This is a genomic window from Clostridium sp. AF22-10 (genome assembly GCF_003478725.1).
Lineage (GTDB): Bacteria > Bacillota > Clostridia > Lachnospirales > Lachnospiraceae > Otoolea > Otoolea fessa.
Genome location: NZ_QUFZ01000017.1, coordinates 1 through 23,833, shown reverse-complemented (window position 1 = coordinate 23,833; position 23,833 = coordinate 1). Strand labels below are relative to the sequence as shown.

The following is a 23,833-nucleotide window of genomic DNA, read 5'->3' as shown; positions in this document are numbered from 1 at the left end:
GAAGCTCTACCGCCTGTTCCGGGTCAGCCAGCATGGTGGGCAGTTTCTTTCTGGCATCCTCATTCAGCAATTCCCGCTTAAATGGACGCTCTACTTCATCGGGCAGACGATGGTAGAAACCAATCACCCGATTTGCCATCTGCTCACGCTCGTAACTCGGCATCCGGCTGTAATCCGCAGGCTTCAGATACAAACTCTGGTCAATGAGCTTTGCAACTCGTTCTGCCGCCTGATTCCAGTTCAGCTTCACCAGTGCATCCGGCTTTCCATAGCTGCCCCGCGCCAGTTCCAGACCTCTGCCGTCATAGTTGGCATGGGAATTATCTGCACGGGAAAGTGCATGACTGCTGCCGCCAACGCCGTATCGGTCTTTCAGAAACGCCGTCCGCTCTGCTTTTTCTTCATGGTTGAGAAAGAAACTGTATGTTGCCAGTCTGCCATCCGAATACGGCCCGCCGCCTGCCAGATAAGCGTCGATTTCATCCTCGGTAATAAAGATTTTCTGTTCGTTCCACTGGAATCCCTCTCGTGCCTGATAGGACTGATACGGAAGGGCAAACTTCTGAAACTGTTCAGATACTTTGTCCGGGCGGTAGAACTGCATCCGCATCACGCTTTTATCTTCGGCGTAGGCTTCTGCCAGTCCCAAAAGACGTTCGTTCAGGTCAGCCAGAAATTCCGGCTGGTCAATCAACTTTGCAAGTCGTTCTGTAAGTTCCGGGTATCCGCCGGAGAAGATGGACGTATCGGCAAAGACCATCTCTGCCACACCCTCTGCCATATCGCGTTCCATATAGCTCAGGGCTTCTGCGTGTTCATGCAGAGCATTGCCACGGGCTGCATCCAGGACAGACTTTGGTGCGTACTCTCCCTGCTGCAGAAGCTGATGGATTCTGCCGCTGACATCTTCCCAGGACAGAAATGCTTTGTTTTTGGGGCCGTTCCGAACCGTATCGCCAACGGCAATCTGCATACCCAACTCATCGAACCAGACCGCATATTTTGTGCCACCGATCTCAAAGCCCTTGCCGCCCTCGCCATACTCTTTTTTGACGAAAGCGGTATACTCTTCCGGGGTCTGTTCGGTCATAAAGTTATAGATAAGGCGGAGCTGGCTTTTGCTTCGATTGCTTCCCGTCCGCAGGATTTCATCCACAACTTCTGCCGGAATCGTGATCTCATCGGCATACTGGGCCTGCATCGGGGCTTCGATTGCCCGAATCTGCTGTTCCACGGTCGGCAGACTGGGCAGAGAAAAAGCAGAGGCAATTTCTTCCTCTGCTTCGCTCAAATCCTGTTCGGTTGTGTCAGCGGTTAGTTGTACACCAATTCCTTCAGCACGATCTCTTCCGCCATCGCGGTCAGATTGTTCTGGTGTGCCACCCATGCCATCTGTTCGGTTTCCTTGTTCGGAGCCGGATACTTCTCGTTCAGGCTCTCGATCAGTTCTTCCATCCGGTTCTCCGCCTGCTCGTCGATCTGCGCCAGATGCTGATTCAGCCTGCCGCTCATCAGCATACTCTGATACCAGTTCTTCTTGTTCTCCTTCAGATAAGTCCTGCGCAGCATCCCGTACTTCCCAATGCTCATCGGCTTGTCCTGTACGGTCAGGTTCGGAAACAGGTAGTCCCCCTTGCGGTGATAAGTCAGTTCCATACGGTTTTCCTCCTTCGGTGATGTTTGTTTTGGTTTCGTGCTTTAATGTGCTAAAGTCCGTACTGGTATTATACAAGCTGTCGGCAGTTTTTGCAAGATGTTCTGTAACTTCTTTTCGGTAAATTTTCTGCATTTCCCGTCCAATGTCACGGAGAACCGCTTCACACTGTTCCGAAACAGCATTGCCCAGGAAGGTCAAGACCGGAAGCTGGTTGAAATCCACGATACGGATAAAATCCTCATCGTCCAGAACTTCCAGCGGTTCCTGTCCGCAGCGTCGGGAAAGGGTGTAGAAAATACTGTTGGTCATCAACTCCCGGAAACGGACACGAAGGTTATCTTCGTCCAGTCCCTCCAGAAATGTGTCTGCCACCTCATATTCCAAACCATCCATCGCTTCTTCCAGATTCTCAGCGGTCAACTGCTGTGCCAGTTCCATCAGCGCAGCATTCATGCTGTCCGTCTGCGTCAGTGCATAGGTATCTGCCAGATGGTCGAGGATCATCTGCTGGTGTTCCGAATAATCAATGCGCCATAGGATCGGCGTTTTGCCGCCCTGCACCAGATGCGTGTCCGCAATGTCGAACACATAACGCAGCTTTGCCCGTGGGCTGGCATCGTCCAGAAGTGCAATGCCCTTTGCGCCACGGTTTACCCAGCGGTTCATTTTCTTGTTCCAGACTTCCAGCTCTGCACAGGCAGTCGCATCAGGACGCTGGGCATGAATCAGCAGAGTGTCTTTGAACGAATAGCGGTACAGCCGTGCCGCCACATCCAGATAGTTCATCCAGTCTTTCGGAGAATTGCTTACCCACCGTGCATTCTGCTGGGCAAGTTCCCGAATATCATTAAATTTTGCCAACCGTTCCCTCCTTACTTCTTAGCTGGTGTTTTCGGAAATTCAAGACTGTACTGCGCCCTGCCATTTTCTACCCGCATCACAAGGTCTGCGTCAAAGGTCTTGTTCTTTTTGGCAGAGTAGAAGTCTTTTACATGGGTGCGTCCTTTCTTCAAAAGGTCAGTTGCCATCTTCTTCGTGAGCGTCTTTTTCATGCTGGAAAGGTATTTACTTTCTTTCCAGAGGGCGAATTTGCACTCCCGGTCAGAGCAGTAAAAGTTCTGCCCGCCCTCGCAGACGGGTTTGCCGCATACCGGGCAGTTCCCGATAGATACCTTATTATAAGTAGTCGATTCTTGCACCGTAGGAATCTGCCGGAGGTCTGCCAGCATCCGTTCTAGCAATCCACCGATGCCCTGCATGAAGTCAGCGGGCTTTGTTTCGCCCCGTTCCATCCGCAGCAGTTCATTTTCCCACTCGGCGGTCATGCTTGCCGATTTCAGGTAATCCGGGATATTTGCGATTGCCGTAACCCCCTCTGCACTGGGAAGAATCTGCTTTCCTTTGCGTTCCACATAGCCGAAAGATACCAGCTTTTCAAGAATCGCTGCACGGGTCGCAGGCGTTCCCAGTCCTTTCTTTTCTGTGTCCTTTTCAAATTCTTTGTTGCCTGCGGTTTCCATTGCAGAAAGCAGGGTATCTTCAGTAAATGCTTTCGGCGGGGAGGTAAAGCCCTGCTTTTTCTCCGCACTCACTACAGGAATCACCGCGCCCTGTTCCAGTTTCTTAGGGAATGCCACATCCTTGCTTTTTTCCTGTTCTGCAAGCGGAACAGGCATTGCGGTATGCCCTGCCTGCAAAACATTTTTGTATTTTGCAGTGAATTTCTTATCCTGACAGCAAACTGTCACCAGAACATCTTCATAGATATACGGTGGCTGCACTGCCTGCTGCATCTTCCAGACGATAAGAGCAAAGACCTTTTCTTTATCCCCGGACAGGCTGTTTGACTCTCGCTTGCAGCTTTCCAGTGTCGGCAGAATCGCATGGTGGTCAGTGACTTTCTTGTTATTGACTACCTGTTCCACCTTGCCAACCTCGCCGCTGTAATGTTTGAGCAAAGCTGTCATAGTCTGCTGCATATCTTCCGTGATGTACTGGCTGTCCGTTCGCGGGTATGTCACCAGCTTTTCTTCATACAACTCCTGTACGATCTTCAAAGTCTGGCTGGCGGTAAAGCCATAATAGCGGTTGGCTTCTCGCTGCAAGGTCGTTAAGTCGTACAGCTTCGGGGCGGACTGCTCTTTCCGCTTGTGCTCAATGCTGCCGACCACGGCACATTGTCCATCACAAGCTGCCTGCATGGTATCCGCATCCTGCTCCTGTGCCATCCGTTCCGATTCTGCCACGATGCCATTTCCCGTGATTTCCACCTTGTAGTACGGCTCTTTTACAAAGTTCTGGATTTTGCTTTGCCGTTCGGTCAGCATTGCCAGTGTCGGAGTCTGAACCCGTCCAATGGTCTGCCGTCTGCCGTATTTCTTTGTGAATGCCCGTGTGCCATTCATGCCAATCAGCCAGTCCGCCTTTGCCCTGCACTCCGAAGCGGCAAACAGGTTGTCGTACTCTGCGCCATCCTTTAAGGAATCAAAGCCTTGCTGGATAGCGGCATCTTCCATGCTGCTGATCCACAGCCGTTTGACCGGGAGTTTACTGCCCGCCAGACCGTACACACGGCGAAAGATTGCTTCTCCCTCGCGTCCCGCGTCGCAGGCATTTACCACATAATCGAAATCTTTGATTCGGAGGAGCTTCCGCAGAATATTGAAATGTGCTTTCTTATCTTCCGAAACCAGCAGCTTCCATTCTTCCGGGAGAATCGGAAGATCATCGAACCGCCAGCTTTTATAGCGTTCATCATAATACTCCGGGGCTGCATACTCTGCCAGATGCCCCAGACACCAGCTCACCACACAATCCCCACCCTCCAGATACCCGTCCTCATGTTTGTATGCACCGATCACTTTCGAGATGGAACGTGCTACACTCGGCTTTTCTGCTATCACAAGATATTTCATGTATCCTCCTGCTTGTTTGAAAAAAGCAGGGACAGTCCGAATCAGACCATCCCTGCACCACTAGATTATACGGGTTTTCTATTATTCTTCGGTTTCTGCGTCCTGCTCATCCTCGTTCTTTGTCGGCAGAGCTTCATATTCCAGATTTTCTTTCGATACTTCCGGCTCACTCTGCTTCGGCTTATAGATGTAGAAATAGAAGAATGCGCCTGCACCGCCCACACCCAGAACAAATACGATTGCCAGAATCTTGGTCAGCTTTCCATCGTCCTGTTCCGGTTCTTCGATCTCGACATCCGGTTCCGGCTCAGGTTTGGTTTCCGGCAACACGACTGCCGGCTCCTCTTCTTCCTTGCCGTTGCGTTCCTCATCGGTCAGAAACTCCTGCAAATCGTACTCGTCGATCATGGAGAGCATATACACATTCTCGCTGTTCCTTGCCCGGTCGATCACCAGAAAAAAGGTGTTGCCGCCCTTGGTCTTGACCGTGAAGAACTCTTTACTGGAATCGTCCGTGATGTTATCTTCCACCTCGCCGTTGCCCGCAATGGTGAACGGAATCTTCTCTTCCTCGGTGGGTTCCTCTTCCTCAATGACCTGCACAGGCTCTTCCTTGACTTCCGGCTCCACATAGGCAAATGCCGGAGTGGAAAAGCCGACTGCCATCAGCAGGGTCAGCACTACACTGGGAATCACAACACCCAGCTTTTTAAGCATCTTTCGCAATCACATCCTCCATTTCTGCTTCTTCCGAAGTCTTGTTCTCGTGGTTTACGGTTGTCTGGAACGTCACATTCCCCGCCTGGATATTTTCCAGCAGTGCCAGCAGGTCACGCCCACCCAGCTTTGTGCTGCGGATAGCCCGAACGATCTCATTGTCCTCTTCTTTTTTCTGTGCCGCCCGGACATTTCTCAGATACTCTTCCAGTTCCGCGATCTTGCTTTCGGTTTTCTCTGCATCATTCAAAAACTTCTTCAGCTTTTTGCTCATCTAGCTTCTCTCCTTTCCTTTACTTGATTCTGCCAAAACCAAGGAAGTGGTTCTGCCAGTAGGTCGAATTGATGCTGGTATAAGAAATCGGATCACCGCAGTGGATCATCATTCCGTTGCCGACATAGATGCCAACGTGCGACGCGCCGACAGTATTATAGGTTTTTTCAAAGAAGATCAAATCACCCGGCTGTGCATTTGCAGGAGAAACGTAGCTGCACTTGCCACGCAGTCCGTTTGCCGTCGTGCGTCCGACATTCCAGCCATTGCCACAGTTATTGATGACCCAGCAGACAAAGCCGGAGCAGTCAAAACTGGTGCTTGGAGAACTGCCGCCCCACACATACGGCATACCCAGATACTTTTCGGCTTCTGCAATCACCCTTGCAAACTTTTCATCCGACAGGGCTTCTTCTGGAATATCATATCGGAAACCACCGCCGGAACTGCCGCCTGTTCCACCCGAACCGCCAGAGCCAATGCTTCCTGTTTTGCCGCCGCTGTATGTAGGTGAGCCTGCGCCAAACAGTTCCGGGCGATTGCCATAGGTCAGATTGTAGGCATCATACCGCCCAGTCTGCTTCCGATCCATGTTCTTTCTGGCAATGGTGTCAAAGCCCTTGTTCTTCAGCAGGACGTTGAGGATTTTGTACTCATACTCCACTTCTTCCTGATAGGTATAGGTTTCCATGCTGACGTTTCCAAAAGCGTCAATCGTTGGCCGAATCCCTACTCTGGTTTCCATGCGTGTGCGAATCTCTATCGTTTCCCAGACTTTCAGGAGATACTGCTGCTCAAACAGCGACTTGATGACGTTTTTCACCTGTCCTCTGGTGAACTGCTCATATACGGCAGTCAGATGAGAGATCAGCTGATAGGGGTCATGCCCAATTTCATCCAACTGGTAACGGTATTCGTCATAGCCGGGATGTGTGGACTCCATCTGCCGTATCTGCTCATCCAGCTTCTTTTCCAGTTCCAGATAATCTTCTTCTGCACCTTTCATGTCGGCGTCCTTACTGGGATACGTCGTTCCGATAAAGGTGCTGCCCGTTCCCTGAATCGCTGCTGAACAGCTTGAGAATGCGCCCATAATCAGCATGAGCATCAGTGCTGCAATGCCAAGTCCCGCCCACAGGGTCTTGTTCTGCACAACGATTTCCTGCACCGCCGCTTTTGCTTTTTCGGCAAGCGTGTTCGCCGCCGTTGCCGCCTGCTTGCTGGCAGCGTTTCCAGCTTTCCGACCTCGCTTGGCTGCTGCATAGGCATCCTTATACTGCTTTTTCTGATAGAATTTTGAACCGACTGTCTTTGTTGCTTCATCTCCTGCGGCAGTCGGTGGTGGCAGGTGCGGTTTCTTTTTCAGTGACGTTTCTGCCACTTCTTCGGCCATGCCGCCCTCACTCTCCGAAAATTTCAGACGGCTGGATTTCTTTTCCGCAGTGACCTTTTTCTCAGCTCTTGCGGATTTCTCTCTGGTCTTTTTCCTGCCTTTGAAGAATCGGTACAGCCCCTCCAACGTTTCTTCGCTCTTGTGCGCCGACTCCACGCCGGAGTTTTCTTTTTCGACCTGATGCACCTTGTTATGGGCAAAACCAGTGGCGGTATCCACTCCTTTCTTCGCCACCTTCTTAATGCCCAGCCCTGCGCCCCGGACGATGCCGCCCTGCTGCTCATCATCAAACGATAAGCGGCCCTTTTTCTTCGGCGCAGGCTCTGCATCTTCGTCCACTGGCGAAGCATCTTTTTCTTTCGCTTTGCCATCCTCCTGATGGGCTTTATAATATTCTGTACTCTGCTTGGCGGTGCTGCGCCGGGGCTTTTCCTCCTCTCCATCCTCGGCATCCATGCACACATCTTCTTCCACAACAGGGGTTTCTTCTGCACTTTCCGCAGCGTCTTTTTCCGAATCTTCCTGCTTCGGTGGTTCTTCTTCAACTGCGGACTTGGTTTCCCCGGTGCGGAGATTCTCTTCCACCAGACCGTCTTTGGTCATTTTCTGGACGATTTTATCTCTGCCCCGGAATCGCTTGTCTGCCATCGGATTCACCTCCCGTCCGGCAGGAAACTCATGCAATCAGGACTGCATGAGTCTCCCATTTATCGAGAATCCGCTCCAACTCCCTGGCAAAAGCGATCAGCCGGGAATTGACCTCCGTGCGGTCGATGTAGCCCCGCTCTTCCATGTGGAATCCGTGGGTCAGTTCATCTGCCAGTGCGCCGACTGCGTAAAAGTCCTCCAGCACTGTATGCACCACCGATTCCTCATCGTGGAAGTTCAGCATTTTCACTTCCTGATAAGGCGGGCTGGAATCGCCATCGTATTTTGCCGCCTCAGCACGGTCATGCAGCTTCAGGATCATCTGGCTCAGTTTTTTCTCTTTCATCATGCGTCTTTCTTCTCCCTGTATTTTGCAATTTCATTCGGTTTCGTGGTCATAAGACCATAGAGTTTCAACGAAGTATCAAACTTGTCCTTGAACGGGATAATGGTGTTGCCGTAGAACAGCAGTCCCTCGCCCTCGTTGCTGTTCGTCACATAGGAAAGCTGGAACGGCGAAATGTTGAGCTGCTTTGCAAGAATCTGCCTATCGCCGGATGCCTGATTCAGCATATAGATGAAATCGCTATTTTCAAAGATGTTCTCGATCTCCCGGCTTGCCAGCAGGTCTTTAATGTTCTGCGTAATACCCGTGGGGATGCCGCCCCATTTTCGGAAACGCTTCCAGATTTCAACACTGTATGCGGCAGTCTGCTCTTCCTTTAGGAGCAAGTGGAACTCATCAATGTAGTATCGTGTATTTTTCTTTGCATTGCGGTTGATGGTAACACGATTCCACACCTGATCCTGCACGATGAGCATACCCAGCTTTTTGAGCTGCTTGCCCAACTCTTTAATGTCAAAGCAGATAAGGCGGTTATCCAGTTCCACATTCGTCTGGTGGTTGAACACCCGCAGCGAACCATTGACGTAGATTTCCAGTGCCGTGGCAATGCGCTGTGCCTGCCGTTCTTTCTGCTCCCGCAGGCAGTCATACAGATCACCGAGAATCGGCATATTCTCCGGCTTCGGGTCATTCAGATATTTCTGATAGACCAGCGGCAGGCATCGGTCAATGACGGATTTTTCTTCCGGCTCCATGCCATCCCGTGCGCCCATGATAAGTTCGCACAGGGAAAGGATGAAATCCGATTTCATACCTAGCGGGTTATCATCGTCCGCATAGTTCAGGTTAATGTCCATCGGATTGATGTAATCCCGGCTGGTGGATGAGATATGAATGACCTGCCCGCCCAGTGCTTCGACCAGCGGATAATACTCGCCTTCCGGGTCTGCGATGATAATATCGTCTGTTGTTGTGAAGAACACGTTCGTCATTTCACGCTTTGCACTGAACGATTTACCAGAACCGGGAGTACCCAGAATCAGCCCGTTCGGATTTTTGAGCTGTTTGCGGTCTGCCATAATCATGTTGTTGGACACTGCATTCAGACCGTAGTAGAGGGAATCGCCCTCCATGAAAAGTTCCTGTGTGGTGAACGGCACAAAAATGGCGGTGGAAGTTGTAGTCAATGCCCGCTTGATGGGGACAAGGTTATTGGCCAGCGGCAGGCTGCTCATAAGTCCCTGCTCCTGCATATAGTCCAGTCGATTCAGGGTACAGTTGAACTTCTGAGCGATACCAGCCGTCTGAAATACCGCACTGTCCAAATCCTGTTTGGTTTTCGCAGCATTGAGGAACAACACCGTAATAAGGAACATACGCTCATTGCGGCTCTGCAGATCATCCAGAATCTTCTTGGCTTCGCCGCCATAAGTTGCAAGGTCACTCGGAATAATTTCCATATCATAACCAGAACGCACCGCCTTTTTCTGTTCCTCGATCTTCATGCGGTCGAGGTCAGTGATCTTGCCCTTGATGAGTTTGATTGCCTTGAGCTGGTCTACCGACTGCACATGGATGCTGACTACCAGATTCTTGTCCATGTCCAGAAACTCTGCCAGCACCTTATCCGTCAGTTCCGGGGCAAGGATGTTCAGATAGGATACTGCGCCAATGGTATCTCCCATCTGGAAGTCCTTGCCGCTCTTGAACAGGAAACTGGTCGGAGCAATGAAATCCTTTGTGGTCATGCCGCTTTGCAGGATGCGGTCATAGCTGAACTCAAACTTCCGTTCTTCCTCCTGATGGAACATCTCATACATGATCTGTAAGCGTTCCACACCATTCAGCGGATATGCTTTCACTCCCAGCACCTTGAAATTGTTGAGAATATCGGTTTCGATGCGTTCCAGCCGGGGCTTTGCTTCTTTCACGCTTTTGGCTTCAATGCTGAACGTGATGTACTTTGTCCGAACCAGACCGTTGTTGCCTTTGGCAAGCTGTTGTTTCAGCATCTGCGCATATTCCATGCGCACATCATCGAACTGGTCATGCTGTGGCTCGATCTGAATGACCTTGTTGTATTCGCTCATATCGCTTTTGTGGTTGATGAACGAAAGCTGAAAACGGATGCTGGAATCGAAGTAGTTGAGGAAATCACACCAGCTTTCAAAAATGGTGTTCTTATCTTCGTTTTGTGCGAGCTGATAATTGATGTCATAGAAGCGGACGGTTTTGGAATACAGATGTTCCTCCACCCGGCAGATGCGTCCCGCCCCATTTCCAGATACGGAATCGACCGCTGCACCGTCAGGTGATGCTCTTTCTTCTTTTTCGCTTCTGCCTTTGCAGACGGCTTGAAGAATTTCTGGAAGATGCCGCCGAACAGCGGCTTCTTATCCTTTTCTTTTCCCAATAATGCCTCCCTTCTTCACTTTTGGTGTTACAGGTTTCTCCGGCTCATATTCGTACAGGTTTTCGATCTCGTAGCGGCGAACTGCCGGACGCTTGAATCGGACGTTGATGAAGTTCGTCAGGATGGTTTCAAGGTGCATCCCGTTTTTCTCGAACAGTGCAAAGAAAAACTCCGGCAGCATCAGCAGCACCATGCCCGCCGCCGCGTTGCTTGTGCCAAGTGTTCCCCGTGTGAGAAAGTAGAACGGAACACCGATGGATGCCGCAAAGCCCATACAGATGAGCTGCCGCTTTGTCAGGTTGAGAAAGACCTTGTTTTTGACTTTGGACAGGTCTTTCGGGATCGTTACATAAGCCATTCTTCACCATGACAGCCAGACACGCCGCCGGGATACGGCTTTTGTCTGCTGTCTTTCCTTTCCTCGGATTTTCCCGGTTTTAGTGACTGCCGAAGATCTGTTTGGATAGACTTCCCGTTTTCATCAGGCTGAAGCACAGAATCACGGTATACGCTGCAACGCCGATCAACGCGGAGTGCATATTACTGGAAATCCGCACCGAAGAAATCAGTGCTGCGTAAATCGCCACACAGACCATCATCAGGAATGCCTGAAATGCAAGGGCGAACAGTCCTCTGAAATAATTGGTTCCTACATGACCCCATTCGCGGTTGCTCATCGTTGCGAACGGGATCGGGGCAAGCGATGTATAGAGATAAATCTCTATCATACGCCCATAAACAATGACAGTTATCACCACCGACATAATTTTCATGCAGAAGCTGACAAGGAAGGTTTCAAGAGCCAGCACCACCAGTTCACCGATCTCCATGGTTGCCATCGCCGCCTGCATCTGCATGGACAGCGAACTAACATCAATGGCAGTCTCGCCGTTGATGATACCGGAAGCCGAATTGACTACCGATTGTCCAACGTCAAAGACTGCCATTGTAATTGTGAACGTATTGCTGACCAGATAGATTGCGACCCATGCCTTGACAAAATACTTGAAGAACATCCATGTATCTACATCATGCAGGTTGTTTCGCTCGGTCAGCATCGAGATCAGCTCATAGCAGAGTACCAGAGTGATGATGATTCCGGCAATCGGAACCACCACCGACTCTGATAAGTTCTGAATCATACTGAAAACGCTGCTGTTCCAGTTTTGTGGAGTGCGTCCAACCTGAGCCGCGATCTCACTTGTCTTTTCATTGACATCCGTGAACATCGTACTCATGTTGGACTCCACCATTCCTGTCAGAAGTTCCCGCATCCATTTTTCGATGGCTGCAAAGATATTATCGAACAATGGCGGGAGTACCTCCTATCGCGGGTGCTTAGCCAAACAGACCAGAGAGCAGAGGGATCAGCTGCGTACCGATGAGAATGACGCCGCCACCGCTCATGAGCTGTTTTATCCCCAATTAGGTGTAAAACTCTGCTCGATGGCGGGCGGCGGCGTACAAAAAATCTATATGGTGTTTTTAAGAGAACCGTCCCGGCGGGACAGGTCAGGCAGTGACCTGTTCCACCTCCGGGATGGGTTTGAGATTAAAATGAATTTCGATAGAAATGTGTCTTGTTTTATCTTCGTCAATGCGCTCATGCACGACGATTTCTTTGATTAAGCGGTTGAGGGTGGCTGCGTCCAACTCTGTGATGTTGGCATATTCCTGAATGGCTTCCACCCATTGTTTTGCGTCATTGGCAAGCTGGACTTCATCGGACAGCCGCTTTCTGCCCTCGGACACTTTTGTTTTAAGTTCCGTCTGCTCGGTCTGTGTCTTTTCCAGCATGGTGTTGAAGTTCTGCTCACTGATACGCCCTGCAATCATATCTTCATAAAGCCGCATTACCATTTTGTCCAGAACCTCAATCCGTTCCTCGTCCCTTGTAAGGGAGCGTTCCATTGCTTCCCGCTGTTCCCGCTGCTCGGCTTCACAGGTATTGGTCAGGCGGTCAGCAACCGCTTTCCCGTCCATCAGGGCAGCTCTGGCACATTCCCGGATTTTCCGCAGCACATGACTGTAAAGGGTGTCATAATCAATCCGGTGCTGGGTGCAGTGGTTCTTTCCAAAGGCATTGTAGGTCTTGCAGGAGTAAATCTGCTGGGGATGTTTTGCGTTTGTGTAGCGTACCGTCAGAGACTTCCCACACTCGCCGCATTTTATCAGTCCGGCAAACAGGCTGATTTCATTGGTCTGCCCCGGACGCTGGCGGGATTTCAGCTTGTTCTGCACAATGTCAAAGCTCATGCGGTCAATCAGCGGTTCATGCTGCCCCTCCACCACAATCCAGTCCTCCGGCTTCTTTTCCCCAATCGTGCCGATTTTGAAACGGTAGTCCTTTTTCTGGGAAGCAATCGCCCCAGTGTAAACGGGATTCATCAAAAGGTCTTTGATAACGGAAAAGTCCCACATATACCGCCCGTTTTCCGGGTCTTTCTTTTCCCATTTGGTGCGGGTATTGCGAAGCCCCCGTTCCCGGTTCCACCATGTGGGGCAGGGGATTTTTTCTTCCTCCAGCCGTCTGCGGATATAGTTCGGACCATGACCGTTTAGGGCATATCCGAAAATCAGCCGCACAATCGGGGCGGTTTCCTCGTCAATGAGCAGATGGTTTTTGTCCTCCGGGTCTTTCCGATACCCAAACGGGGCAAGACACCCGGTAAACTGTCCTTTCTGCGCTTTCAGAAGATAAGAGGAATGGACTTTCTTGGAAATATCCTTGCTGTACATCTCGTTCAGGATATTCTTGAACGGGGCGATGTCGTTGTTATCCCGCAGGGTGTCGATACCGTCATTCATGGCGATATAGCGGACACCGTTTCTTGGGAAAAAGTCCTCAATCAAATGCCCTGTTTGCAAATAGTTACGCCCCAGTCGGCTGAGGTCTTTCGTGATGACAAGGTTGATTTGCCTGCGCTCAATGGCTCTCAACATTCTCTGTAAATCAGGACGCTCCATATTAAGACCTGTGAAGCCATCGTCCTGATAGACTGCCACAACCTCCCATCCCTGCTTTTCGCAGTATTTTTCCAGCATATCACGCTGGTTTGCGATACTGGCACTTTCGCCTTGCAGGTCATCGTCCTTTGACAGCCTGCAATAGACCGCCGCACGATAGCCCCCGGCAAGTGCTGAACCGATTGTTCTGTATTCCATTTCGTTCATCATAGCCATTTACCCACACAATCCAGACGGTATCTGGCTCTGTTGAACCTCATCTTCATTATACTTCAAATCTTTCTTTTTAGCAAGATATTCTTTTGTATTTGTTTTGCCGTATTTCTGGGAAATCAGGCTGACGAACACATCGGTGGCGTCCAGTTCCCCGTCAAATACGGTTGTCACTTCAATCTTGGTCTTATTTTTCGCCATAGGCAGTTATCCTCCATACATGAAAATAGCCAGACAGAGAACGGTCGGCAACGAAGTCCGGCAACGGGCTTCAAAAGACCTTGCAAACAATCTCAATCTGGCGTTGATTACTATTTATACTTTTCTTTTATTTTTCTGTTGTTTTGGTTGTCAGAGAGGGAAAAAGCCCGGAAATAAGGGATTTTCCCCGGCAACCGGCTCGGCAACGGGATAGCAACGAAGTCGGCAACGGGCTGTCATTTTCAGAATGGAAGCTCCATCTGCTCTGTGACCTCCACAAAACCGTCCATAGATTTTTCGGGCGGGTTGTCGGTGTCCGTTGCCGGGATTTCACGCTCCCAGCCCTTTTGTCTGCCGTATTCCGCAAACATCCTCGGATTGGAAAAGTAGTTCCACCCGGTAATGCACTGGTTCATTATCTCGTTGATTTCCCGGATTTCCCATTGCTTCGGCTCATCAAAGGTGTGGTTTAAGGCTTCCTTGTAGAGCTGCTTGGAGCAGACCGTTTCCCCGGTGTACTTATCAAGGTAAGCCTGTATCATCCCGGCTTTGGTGTCCTCCGGCATAAAATCCCGCTGGTGTTCTTTGAGATACCGCTGCATGGCTGGGCTGAATGACAGCTTGAACATGCCGCTTCGGTAAATCTCCATTGCTTCCGCCCACATCTGGCTGATATAGGCTCTGGAAGCGGCTTCGTCCTCCAAAATGTGAACCTCGGCTTGCTCCGGGTACACCATGACCGGGATAAATCGGCGGTTGCCGGAACGGTCAAGGGGGAGAAAGTCAAGGGCGTTGGAAGTGCCGCCGAACACGCATTGACGGGGGCGGTCTGCCGGGTGAGTTTCATAGGGAATTTTGTAAACCTCTTTCTGGCGGCTTAGAAAGGACTTGATTTCCTCAATGCTCTTGGCATTGGCGGTTGCCATCATTTCCGACATTTCAATTATCCAGTGACCTTGCAGCTTGCGGTACACGTTATCATCGTCCAGCTTCCGCAAATCATCGGAAAACCACTCGTCCCGGACTGCCAGCAGCCGGAAGAAGGTGGATTTGCCAGCCCCCTGACCGCCTACCAGACACAGCATGATTTCAAACTTGCTTCCGGGCTTAAATGCCCTTGTAATCGCCCCCAGCATGAACAGCTTCAAGGTTCATAGGTGTAATCGTCCACATCAGCTCCCAGAAAGTGCCGCAGACAGAAGCGGATGCGCTCAGTCCCGTCCCATGCAAGGCTGTTCAGAAAATCCCGGATGGGGTGGTACTTATTCTCATTCGCCACAATCCCGATGGCGGTTTCAATCTTTTTCTCACTGGTAAGCCCGTAGGTTTCCTCCAGATAGAGAAGCAGATACTTCATGTCCGTATCGGTCAGGGCTGTGCTTTCTCTGTGAAAACCGATGGGCTTTATGATGTCCTTGCGGTCGGTCAGGATGTTGTAGGCGATTGCCCCGGCAAGCACAGGGTCACGCTGGAATACGGTCAGGCAGTTCCGTATGCTCTGGCGGACGCCGCCTTTCTCGGTGGTTTCCAGAGTTGCCTTTACTTCCTCAACGCTCTGGGGCGGCTGCATGGCGTTCATGGTGTTTTTTAGTTCTTGCTGCGTCTGCGGCTGCAAGCTCTGCCATTCGCTGTTCAAGCTGTATCACATCCTTTCCGTAGTCCATAATCAAAACCGCTTTTTCCTCTGTCTCCCCGAACAGCAGCACATCCAGCAGATATTCCACATGGGCTTGCTTCTGCAAGGCTTCCACGAACCGGGGATGAAACGCTTCCTCCGGGGAGTGCGGGGCATAGTCGGTTTTCCATACCCGTAAGAGGTGTAGATAATCGGCAAGGACACGGAAGCAATGTGCCTTTGCTTCCCGGAACTGTTCTTCCGGGGATTTCTGCCGGGGCTTGGGCTTCCTTGCCCTGCCCGGTGGCTTCCAGTCCTCATAGGCAAGCCCGAAGTCACTCGCCAACTGTGCGGCGGCTTCCTTTTTCCCCAGCCCGTACAGGGCAGCTACAAAATCAATCACATCCCCATCTGCACCACATCCGAAGCAGTGGAAACGCTTGTCCAGCTTCATGCTGGGGGTCTTATCGTTGTGGAACGGGCAGCAAGCCATCCCGTTTCTGTTTACCCGGATTCCGTAATGCTCCGCAGCCTGTCTTGTCGTAACGGACTGCTTCACAGCTTCAAATACATTCAAATCAATTCCTCCTTGTAAAAAAGAAAAGGCACTTATCATTCTCAATCTGAAAATGGCAAGTGCCTGTTAAAGTTCCATATCCTGTTGTTTGTGTTTCGTCTGCGCCGGGGCGTTTTTCTGTGCTTTCTTCTCGTCAGCCTTATCCTGCAAGACTTCTTTGAGGGGCTGCTTCTTGGGCGGCTCTTTGCTTTCCTCTGTGCCGGGTGTGGCTTTCCGTACCCAGTAGCGGATGTCCCGCAGCTTCTTCAAATCTTCCTGCACCTCGGTCAACGGTACTTTCAAGTCTGCGATTTCGCCCACAAGCTTCGCCTGTTCCTGCAAAAGCTCCTTTTTCGTGCTGTCCTTATCATCCGGGTGCTTGGCAAGGTAGGCACTGGCTTTCTCAAACCGGGCAACCTCCGGGTGTTCCAGCTTGAATTTTTCCTTAGTTTTCTTGAAAAATATCTTCTGGTATTTCTCATAAACGGGCTTACATTCCTTACAGTCCGTCCGGGCGGCAAGGATAGCGTCAATCACGTTGCTGCGGGTTTCCTTTGGCTTCATCTGCTTTCGGTAGTCGGCGGCAGATTTCCCGGACGTTTCTATAAAGTTTTCCAAATCCTCCACGGTGGAAAGTCCCTTTCTCTGAAGATAGGACAGGGCTTCGCTGACTGCCTTTAAGTCTTTGGAAGTTCCACGGTTTTGTCCCGCCCGTGTCCAGTCGCTCCGTTCTGCCTTTCGTACCTCCATGTACTTCATCAACAGATTGGGAAGAAATACCGCTTCCTCCGCAGCTTTTTCCGCAAGCAGTTCTTTTCGTTTTTCACTAAGCTCGATAATCCAGCCTTTGAGATTTTTAATAAGCTGCCGGATAGACTTCATCAGGCTGTTGGCGGCTTTGATTTCCCGGTTCAGATTTCCGATGTTGGTCTGAATCCCTCGCTTTTCCATCTGCCGGACAGCAGCACCCTCATGGACGGTAGGGATAATATCAAGCCCCTGTCTTTCATAAGAACGGAGATCCACCCGCTCCGGGCGGTTGTTGGCTTCCAGATAGCGGTTCTGGATGATCTCCCATTCATGCCGCCAGATTTCACAATACTTGCGGTCGTTCCAGTCAACCGTATCTTCCTTGTGACTTTTCCATCTGCCGGACGGAAGTTTTATCCGTTCCCCGTTCTCGTCAAGGTCATAAACCTTGCGGCTCTTGGGAAGCCATTTCCCATGTTCATCCATTGCCCGCATAGTCAGCATGACATGAGCGTGAGGGTTTCCGTCCCCTTTGTCATGGATGGCAAAATCCACGCACATTCCTTTGGAAACAAACTGCTGATTGCAGAAATCCCGGACAAGGGCGGCGTACTGGTCGGGCGGTATCTCTCTGGGGATGGTAAGCACCCACCGCCTTGCAAGCTGGGAATTCCATTGCTTCTCCACCGCTTCGGCGGCGTTCCATAAAGTATTGCGGTCTGCATACGACCGTGGGGCATTTGCCGGAAGCAAGATTTCATTGTGGACGATACCACGCTTTTCCGGGTAGTGCTTCACTTCCTGATCGTATCCACAGAACAGCTTTTCGCCGCTCTGGTAGGCAGCGGCGGCAACCGCAGACTGCTGTTGGCTTCGCTGCACAATCGAGATTTCGTTGTGTGGACAGGGCATTTCGTGTCCCTCCTTTCGGTAATTGGTGGATGGGGTGGCGTTTTACCACCTCATTTTGGGCAGAAAAAAAGCAGGAGACCTTTTCAGATTTCCTGCTCGGTGGTGCCGCCGGTGGGCGGCTGGTATTCAGTTTTGAAAGTTCGGGTCAGGGTGGCCCGATGATGAAATAAAATATCTGCATGAAGATTATTCAACTTCTTTTAGTAATTCTTCAACAGAAATACCGTAAAGTTTTGCAAGTGCAAAAAGATTTGATGTGGAAGGGTCGGATGTTCCATTTTCCCATTTTGAAACAGCCTGCCTGCTAACACCAATCGTTTCAGCAACAAATTCCTGCGTCATTTTGCACTGTGTTCTGTGTACTTTGAGTGCTTCACCCAACGATTTCCTCACTACGGATTTTTCCTGCCGTACATCTTTTGAATGGATATATTTGAGTAATGCACGAACAATAAGGGTAAGCAAACCAACAAAGATACATAAGAAAATTATTCCAACGATTATCATAAATACGGTTACTTTCATTTGACCACCTCCTAATGTTGCTGTTGGCTTCATTTCTCTGTACGGATATATTTAAGCAATGCACGAATAACAAGGATAAGCAAGCCGACAAAGATACATGAGAAAACTATTCCGACTACAATCATAATGATGTTTACTAACATTTGGATGACCTCCTTTCTTTGTTGGCTTTATTCTATCTGAATTACCGTGTTGCTACCACCAACTATCAAGCAATTATCAGTTGCATATCGGTTGCACAATGATAGCGTTCTGTTTTTTGACCTTATTATACTAAATTACCGTAGATAAGGATAGCTCGACTGATAAAACTTGCTGGACGGGAACAGCTTGCAGCGCAAGGTGTTTCCGGGCGGCAAGTCCACAAAAGGGTAGCTGGCGACAGCCAGCGCAGGGGAAGCGTAGCGTCCCCTGTATGATTTGGAGCAGACCATGACTGCGGAAAATCACAGCCCTCCGGCGAGGAGCCTTCGGAGAACGCAATGCACCAACCTTTGGGTGGTGTATAATTGCGCCCTTAGTAAACTAAGGGGTTTCCGGCTTCTTCCGTTCCAGCAGTTTTTTCAATAGTTCCTGCGTGTCCTGTCTGTGAAAAATGAGTTTCAACAACAGCATGACATCATCATCTGTCAGGCGTTCCGGCTCTTGCAGAAAACTTTCCAGCATACCGCCACGGGTACAGAGCCGGTGCGTCCGCTCCTTCCGGGTAAGCTGCTTTAGCTGGTACTGCAATGCCTTTTCATCATTGATGGCTTTCCGCATTTTCTTTTCGCTTTTCTCCAACTCCCGGTTGAGTTTTTCCAGCTTTGAGGTATCAGGCAAGGGCAGCGTCCTCCTTTCCCGGTATCAGCACATAAATCCTGTTTGGTTCTCCCACGCCCTGACGCACCCGCATGATAAGTCCGGCGATTTCCAGTTCATTCAAAGAACGCTTGACCGTCATGGGACTGCGGGACAGGACTGTAGCAATGGCTGTGACAGGGAAGCAGACAAACAGGATTCCATTTTCGTCCTCCTGCCCTTTGGACAGCATAGCGTCCAGCATCCGGCAGTACATGACCTTTGCGGTGCTGCTGACTGGAAATCCTGTCAACGCTCTGGGAAAGGGCATACAGGGCGGCAATGGTGTGTCTATCGTCATAAATTCAAAATTCATTCGGTGTGTCCCTCCTTTTTCTTTGCTCGTTTGGATAAATAACGGGGCAGTCAATCACAACCGCCCGGAAGCTCTGCTTGCACCCATGCTGGCATTTCCGGCATAATTCGTTGTAAGTGACACGCCCCCGGTCATTAAGGTAAAAGGAAAGCTCATGCTTCCTCTTTTTGCTCATTCTCGGCATATTGCGCTTCCTCCCGTTTTCGTGTATGGTTTCGGGGCGATTTTCGGCAAAATTACAGCCATAGAGCCGCCTAAAATCTTCCGAAGTATCAGCGATAGGGTAGACTATCCCCCTATCAGATTGTCGTGTTTCGGTATCATTTCGGTATCAGTTCGCCAGTTCTCCCCGGTGTCGTTCCTCCCCTGAATCTCACAGCGGCGTATCGCTCCCTTTGGTACGCTCGTTTCGGTCAGGGTTCCTCCATATCCCTGCCAAAAGTCATGGCGCTACATCGCCGGGGAAGCATATCCCACACAGGCTGGTCATTCGATTGGAATAATCCATCGATGAACTACCTGTATCATAGAACATTTTTGTGCCCTGTGCCGTATGTCCACAAAGTAGGAATTAAGGGTAAAAATCAGAAATTTCCACGATTGCGGAAAGTATGATATAATCCAGTTAAGCGGCAGTAATGAAACCGCCGGAAAGGAGCGTGCGCCCATGAAAGGAGCGACAAGCATACAGGAACGCCTTTGGGAACTCCGCAAGGACAAAGGCTTAAATCTGGAAGAATTATCAGAGCTGACGGGCATTTCCAAATCAGCTCTTGGCAGTTATGAAAAAGAGGATTATAAGGAAATCAATCATGGCAACCTTATCACGCTGGCAGACTTCTATGGGGTTTCCGTTGATTATCTGCTGTGCCGGACAGAGAACCGGGAGCAGATCAACACGCCACTAACAGAGCTGCATTTGAATGATGAGATGGTGGCACTTCTGAAAGGCGGTCGGATTAACAACCGTCTGCTCTGTGAGCTTGCCACTCATAAGGACTTTATCAAGTTTCTTGCGGACATTGAGATTTATGTAGATGGGATTGCCACCATGCAGATTCAAAACCTCAACGCCCTTGTCGATACTGTCCGGCATGAAATCATTGAACGGTATCGCCCCGGCGAAGACGACCCGCATTTGAAAGTGCTGCAAGCCGCCCATATCAGCGATGATGAATATTTCAGCCACATGGTTCTTGATGACCTCAATCTCATTATCCGGGATATTCGGGAAGCCCACAAAAAGGACAGCGAGAGTGCGCCCCAGACCACCGTTGCCGATGAATTGAAAGAAAATTTGGAAGCGGTTGAAAATTTCAAGGGCAGTCGGGATGAAAAGCTGGTTGTCCTTTACTGCAAGCAGCTCGGCATCAACTATAAAAATCTGTCAGACGAAGAATTTCGCTGGCTCATTCGGATTCTACAAAAATCAAAGAAAACAGGAACTCCTATCAGTCAAAGGAAAAAACGGTAAAGAAAAACCGCTGTTGCATGGTTGTGTTTGCTTCCATGTAGCAGCGGTTGGTGCTATACTTATTCAGTTAAAATTTCAAAGCGATAAAGTGGAATTTATCTTAGAAATTACAGCAATGTTATTTTGATAAACTTTCAAGAATTGAAATATCATGCTTATCTTTATCTCTTAATTCATAACCTGAGTGGAAAACTCTTTGGCCTTTTAAGGATATACAAGGAATTGTTTTTCCTTCAAAAAAAGCACTACCAAAGTAATCTTTTTCAAACTCATACCAGCCACCCTCTAAATCAGCTTGTTTTGAAGTTCCGTCCTCATTTAAAACGAACGGGTGAATGTCTAAGTAACCAAGTTCATCACTATATAACTCTATTCTAACCGGTTTCCAGTCTGTATCAATTTTATAGCCCAGATTCAAAAGCACATTTAACAATTTTTCCGTATGTTGAGCATCAAAATTTATATCTATATCTCTATGAATTCTTGTTTGTTTACCAGCTAAAATATCTACACCCCATCCGCCATCCAACCAGTATGTAATTCCAGTATTTTCGAATAATTCTATTACTTTCATTAAATCTTCTTTTGTTGTTATTTCTTTTCTACCCATACAAAGTCTCCTTTACAACTTCTAATTTGTAATAATCATTCTACCATACCGTTATGAATAAATCATCTCATGTAAAACAATTTCTTCTGCCCGGTTGTGAATGTTATTGCAACGCTGCACCCATTCCATTTGACGGGTACGCTTCAATTCCTCGGTCACGCCCTCGGCAGCTTTCATCTGCTCCATGATGGTGTCTAACCGTTTCTGTGCCTGTTCGTTCAGGTCTGCAAGATATGTCCACAATTCCCCGGTCAGGGTCAATGTGTGTAATCTGGCTGGGCAGACTTCCCTTAAATATTCCCGGTGCATCCGTCCGTACTTTCCGATGGGGCGGTGTTTCTCCGGCAACTTCAAGTCCGGGATGTAGTAATCTCCAACAAGGATATAATCAATTCCGTTTTCTTTTATTCTTGGTTTCAATTCGCTCATGTTCCTTACCTCCTGTGGAAGCAGGCTCGTCTGGTACTAACTCAATCACATCGGTAATCTCACAATTCAGCGTTTCGCAGATACGGGCTAATGTATCCATGCTGATGTGCTTTCCCTCTTTGCTCATGTTGGCAATCATATTTGTTGTCATACCAGCAGCAAGCCTTAAATCCTCTTTTCTCATATCACGCTCTAACAGTGTGTGCCAGAGTGGTTTATAGCTGATGTGCATATTGTTTTCCTGCCTTTCTATCCATACCACCGGAGCGGCTGCCCCGGCAGGAACTTTTCTCTTATTATAGCACCAATCTTGTGAAATCACAATTTATTCTTGTAGCCTGCCGCTGATACCGTCTGGATTGTGCTTTTCCTTTCTTTTTGTTCCCTTTAATTAGCCATGAACTGCTTCATGCCCTGGGACTTTGCGCCCGGATTGTCATTGCCATATCCTTCCATCAGATTGACAACGCCCCAAACGCCAAGACCTGCGCCAATAGCCACAACGAGAGTCTGCAGAACGGTAATAGACTGATTAAAGAATTCCATATGTTATTTTCGCCAGACCGCAGATTTGATGAATGTTTGCGATTCCAAAAGGAAAGCGGGCTGGCACATCTTCGGTGCTGCCCGCTTCCTGCGATTCTGGCTTCTCCTTTCATTTTCAATAAAGTCAGCCTTTTGGAATCACACGATAGATGGTGGTTATTTCGTGTCGGTCATACGGATCATCTGTCCGGGGTCTGCCCGAACGGGTGGCCGGGTGTATCTCTTGCTACTGATATGTACCTCCTTATCCTTGTGCCTGTTCGGTCACATCCACTTCATAAAGGTCAAATTCTTCCGTGGTGAGCAGTCGCAGTTCGTGTTTCAGATAGCGTTCTACGTCAAACTCGTTTTTCTTATCGAAATCCGAAAGTTCCTTGTACCGCTTATGTTTGGTAATATCAAACTTATCGCTCAGGAATGGTCTGACACCTCGCAGTTGCAGGATGCACTTGCTGCCGTCCATGACTGCAAGCTCATCCCGGCTCATAAGCTCCTTTCCGGTCTTTTGGTAGGTTGTACCAAAGGATGGGCTTTGACCGCGTGTGTCGGATGTGTTATATAGGTCGATTGTTTCTTTTCCCAGCGTTTCGGAAATTTCTTTGAGCGTCGAACTTTCCTTGCCGCCGAGGAACAGCATGGTATCGCAGTTGCCGATGATGGTTTCTGCGGCATCCTTGTAGATGGTTTTCAACTGGCTCTGCGACTGCAGGATAATGGATGCCGAAATCTCGCGGCTGCGGATGGTGGCGATCAGCTTATCAAACTTTGGGATCAGACCGATGTTCGCAAACTCATCGAGCAGCAGCCGCACATGATACTTTAGCTGACCTCCGCATTGATCGTCTGCACGGTCACAAAGCAGATTGAAAAGCTGGGTGTACATAATGGACACCACGAAATTGAACGTATCGTCCGTATCGGAAATGATAACGAACAAGGCTGTGCGGCGGTCCCCCAGCAAATCCAGTTCCATTTCATCGTAGGCCATCAGGTCACGCAGCTCCGCAATGTCAAATGGGGCTAACCTGGCACCACAGGAAATAAGAATAGATTTTGCCGTTTTACCAGAGACGAAAAGTCAAGGACTTTTTCATCAAATTCAAAAAGAAGTCACATTTTGCGGACTTCCTCACGGAGCAGACGCTTGATTTTGTCCTCCATCGTTTCTTTTGCGGTCTGGCTGAAATGCACACGGACGATATAGGTGGTCTTGCCGATCTGCTTTCTGACAGTCGGGCAAGGGGTACTGTTGGTTGCGGTATTGTTCATTCAAAATCCTCCTGTAAATAAAAAATGCCCGGTGACTGTTCATCATCGGGCGGTGTCGGTATGAGGGAACAAGGCAAGGTGGCAACATTAAGGTATCTATAAAAACCTTGCCGTCTTTGCCATGCTTGCCGTGTTCCTGTTGTCAGTCTCGGAGATAGCAGACCCATGCTGTGCCGTCTTTCTCGGTCACAAGTCTGTCCCCGATACGGCTCTTTGCCGTTCTCATGGTGCGTGAGGAAATCCCACG

Annotated in this window: 23 protein-coding genes and 4 pseudogenes; 2 read left to right on the top strand and 25 right to left on the bottom strand. The window is 49.5% G+C overall.

The annotated features are described in order from the left end of the window. Positions 1–1,314 precede the first annotated feature (1,314 nt). The gene (locus DWX91_RS17525; RefSeq protein WP_243099044.1) at positions 1,315–1,590 is read right to left on the bottom strand and encodes a TnpV protein; all 276 of its coding nucleotides are present in this window, start codon (positions 1,588–1,590) and stop codon (positions 1,315–1,317) included. 163 nt (positions 1,591–1,753) lie between these two features. Between DWX91_RS17525 and DWX91_RS17520 the strand changes: the two genes are divergently transcribed. Beyond that, positions 1,754–2,194 carry a hypothetical protein gene (locus DWX91_RS17520; protein ID WP_243099042.1) on the top strand — a complete coding sequence of 147 codons (441 nt, stop codon included), beginning with the start codon at positions 1,754–1,756 and terminating at the stop codon, positions 2,192–2,194. A 335-nt stretch (positions 2,195–2,529) separates the two neighbouring features. Here the strand turns inward: DWX91_RS17520 and DWX91_RS12020 are convergent, their stop codons facing one another. The 18 genes and pseudogenes from DWX91_RS12020 to DWX91_RS11930 form a co-directional block, all read right to left on the bottom strand. After that, positions 2,530–4,572 carry a type IA DNA topoisomerase gene (locus DWX91_RS12020; RefSeq protein ID WP_118538989.1) on the bottom strand — a complete coding sequence of 681 codons (2,043 nt, stop codon included), beginning with the start codon at positions 4,570–4,572 and terminating at the stop codon, positions 2,530–2,532. An 81-nt stretch (positions 4,573–4,653) separates the two neighbouring features. Then, positions 4,654–5,289, bottom strand: a complete 636-nt coding sequence (locus DWX91_RS12015; protein WP_118538987.1) for a CD1107 family mobile element protein — start codon at positions 5,287–5,289, stop codon at positions 4,654–4,656. Continuing rightward, the gene (locus DWX91_RS12010; protein ID WP_118538985.1) at positions 5,282–5,563 is read right to left on the bottom strand and encodes a DUF4315 family protein; all 282 of its coding nucleotides are present in this window, start codon (positions 5,561–5,563) and stop codon (positions 5,282–5,284) included. The genes DWX91_RS12015 and DWX91_RS12010 overlap by 8 nt, the downstream gene beginning before the upstream one ends. 19 nt (positions 5,564–5,582) lie before the next feature. After that, positions 5,583–7,604, bottom strand: a complete 2,022-nt coding sequence (locus DWX91_RS12005) for a C40 family peptidase (RefSeq protein ID WP_118538983.1) — start codon at positions 7,602–7,604, stop codon at positions 5,583–5,585. 28 nt (positions 7,605–7,632) lie between these two features. Further along, entirely contained in the window at positions 7,633–7,953 is a 321-nt protein-coding gene (locus DWX91_RS12000; RefSeq protein ID WP_118538981.1) for a hypothetical protein, read from the bottom strand. Next, entirely contained in the window at positions 7,950–10,313 is a 2,364-nt protein-coding gene (locus DWX91_RS11995) for a VirB4-like conjugal transfer ATPase, CD1110 family (protein WP_118538979.1), read from the bottom strand. The genes DWX91_RS12000 and DWX91_RS11995 overlap by 4 nt, the downstream gene beginning before the upstream one ends. Positions 10,314–10,343: 30 nt before the next feature. Then, positions 10,344–10,721, bottom strand: a complete 378-nt coding sequence (locus tag DWX91_RS11990) for a PrgI family protein (RefSeq protein ID WP_097776609.1) — start codon at positions 10,719–10,721, stop codon at positions 10,344–10,346. A 79-nt stretch (positions 10,722–10,800) separates the two neighbouring features. Next, complete coding sequence (locus DWX91_RS11985; RefSeq protein ID WP_336308449.1) at positions 10,801–11,637, bottom strand: VirB6/TrbL-like conjugal transfer protein, CD1112 family; 837 nt, start codon at positions 11,635–11,637, stop codon at positions 10,801–10,803. Between the two features lie 64 nt (positions 11,638–11,701). Next, positions 11,702–11,785 (bottom strand): annotated as a pseudogene (locus DWX91_RS11980) (Maff2 family protein); the annotation flags it as partial. A gap of 90 nt (positions 11,786–11,875) precedes the next feature. Then, positions 11,876–13,546, bottom strand: coding sequence for a recombinase family protein (locus DWX91_RS11975; protein ID WP_008394601.1), 1,671 nt, complete (start codon positions 13,544–13,546; stop codon positions 11,876–11,878). Then, a complete protein-coding gene (locus DWX91_RS11970; RefSeq protein ID WP_002595176.1) occupies positions 13,547–13,744 on the bottom strand; it encodes a hypothetical protein in 198 nt (65 codons plus the stop codon). It lies immediately after the preceding gene. 242 nt (positions 13,745–13,986) lie between these two features. Further along, positions 13,987–15,323 (bottom strand): annotated as a pseudogene (locus tag DWX91_RS11960) (virulence-associated E family protein). Continuing rightward, positions 15,292–15,936, bottom strand: coding sequence for a CHC2 zinc finger domain-containing protein (locus DWX91_RS11955; protein ID WP_025544160.1), 645 nt, complete (start codon positions 15,934–15,936; stop codon positions 15,292–15,294). Before DWX91_RS11955 ends, DWX91_RS11960 begins: the two are co-directional and overlap by 32 nt. 66 nt (positions 15,937–16,002) lie before the next feature. Then, positions 16,003–17,577 carry a MobQ family relaxase gene (gene mobQ, locus DWX91_RS11950; RefSeq protein WP_008394607.1) on the bottom strand — a complete coding sequence of 525 codons (1,575 nt, stop codon included), beginning with the start codon at positions 17,575–17,577 and terminating at the stop codon, positions 16,003–16,005. 186 nt (positions 17,578–17,763) lie between these two features. Further along, positions 17,764–18,102: a helix-turn-helix domain-containing protein gene (locus DWX91_RS11945; RefSeq protein ID WP_003509323.1), complete on the bottom strand. Its 339-nt coding sequence runs from the start codon at positions 18,100–18,102 to the stop codon at positions 17,764–17,766. Positions 18,103–18,627: 525 nt separating this feature from the next. Continuing rightward, positions 18,628–18,924, bottom strand: a complete 297-nt coding sequence (locus DWX91_RS11940) for a DUF3847 domain-containing protein (protein WP_118538977.1) — start codon at positions 18,922–18,924, stop codon at positions 18,628–18,630. Next, positions 18,917–19,258 carry a DeoR family transcriptional regulator gene (locus tag DWX91_RS11935; RefSeq protein WP_118538975.1) on the bottom strand — a complete coding sequence of 114 codons (342 nt, stop codon included), beginning with the start codon at positions 19,256–19,258 and terminating at the stop codon, positions 18,917–18,919. Before DWX91_RS11935 ends, DWX91_RS11940 begins: the two co-directional genes overlap by 8 nt. Further along, positions 19,255–19,442, bottom strand: a pseudogene (locus tag DWX91_RS11930) (hypothetical protein). The gene DWX91_RS11935 and the pseudogene DWX91_RS11930 overlap by 4 nt, the downstream one beginning before the upstream one ends. Before the next feature lie 483 nt (positions 19,443–19,925). Here DWX91_RS11930 and DWX91_RS11920 point away from each other — a divergent pair. Then, a complete protein-coding gene (locus tag DWX91_RS11920; RefSeq protein WP_002584331.1) occupies positions 19,926–20,732 on the top strand; it encodes a helix-turn-helix domain-containing protein in 807 nt (268 codons plus the stop codon). 118 nt (positions 20,733–20,850) lie between these two features. Here the strand turns inward: DWX91_RS11920 and DWX91_RS11915 are convergent, their stop codons facing one another. From DWX91_RS11915 to DWX91_RS11890, 6 genes and pseudogenes are all read right to left on the bottom strand, one after another. Next, positions 20,851–21,342 carry a nucleotidyltransferase domain-containing protein gene (locus DWX91_RS11915; protein ID WP_009266803.1) on the bottom strand — a complete coding sequence of 164 codons (492 nt, stop codon included), beginning with the start codon at positions 21,340–21,342 and terminating at the stop codon, positions 20,851–20,853. A gap of 51 nt (positions 21,343–21,393) precedes the next feature. Continuing rightward, a complete protein-coding gene (locus tag DWX91_RS11910) occupies positions 21,394–21,771 on the bottom strand; it encodes a TnpV protein (protein WP_118538973.1) in 378 nt (125 codons plus the stop codon). Continuing rightward, positions 21,731–22,003: a helix-turn-helix domain-containing protein gene (locus DWX91_RS11905; protein ID WP_002584334.1), complete on the bottom strand. Its 273-nt coding sequence runs from the start codon at positions 22,001–22,003 to the stop codon at positions 21,731–21,733. The genes DWX91_RS11910 and DWX91_RS11905 overlap by 41 nt, the downstream gene beginning before the upstream one ends. A gap of 155 nt (positions 22,004–22,158) precedes the next feature. Next, a complete protein-coding gene (locus DWX91_RS11900) occupies positions 22,159–22,317 on the bottom strand; it encodes a Maff2 family mobile element protein (RefSeq protein WP_118538971.1) in 159 nt (52 codons plus the stop codon). Positions 22,318–22,561: 244 nt separating this feature from the next. After that, positions 22,562–23,386 (bottom strand): annotated as a pseudogene (locus tag DWX91_RS11895) (TraG/TraD/VirD4 family protein); the annotation flags it as partial. Between the two features lie 41 nt (positions 23,387–23,427). Next, the gene (locus DWX91_RS11890; protein WP_081731980.1) at positions 23,428–23,586 is read right to left on the bottom strand and encodes a transposon-encoded TnpW family protein; all 159 of its coding nucleotides are present in this window, start codon (positions 23,584–23,586) and stop codon (positions 23,428–23,430) included. Positions 23,587–23,833 lie beyond the last annotated feature (247 nt).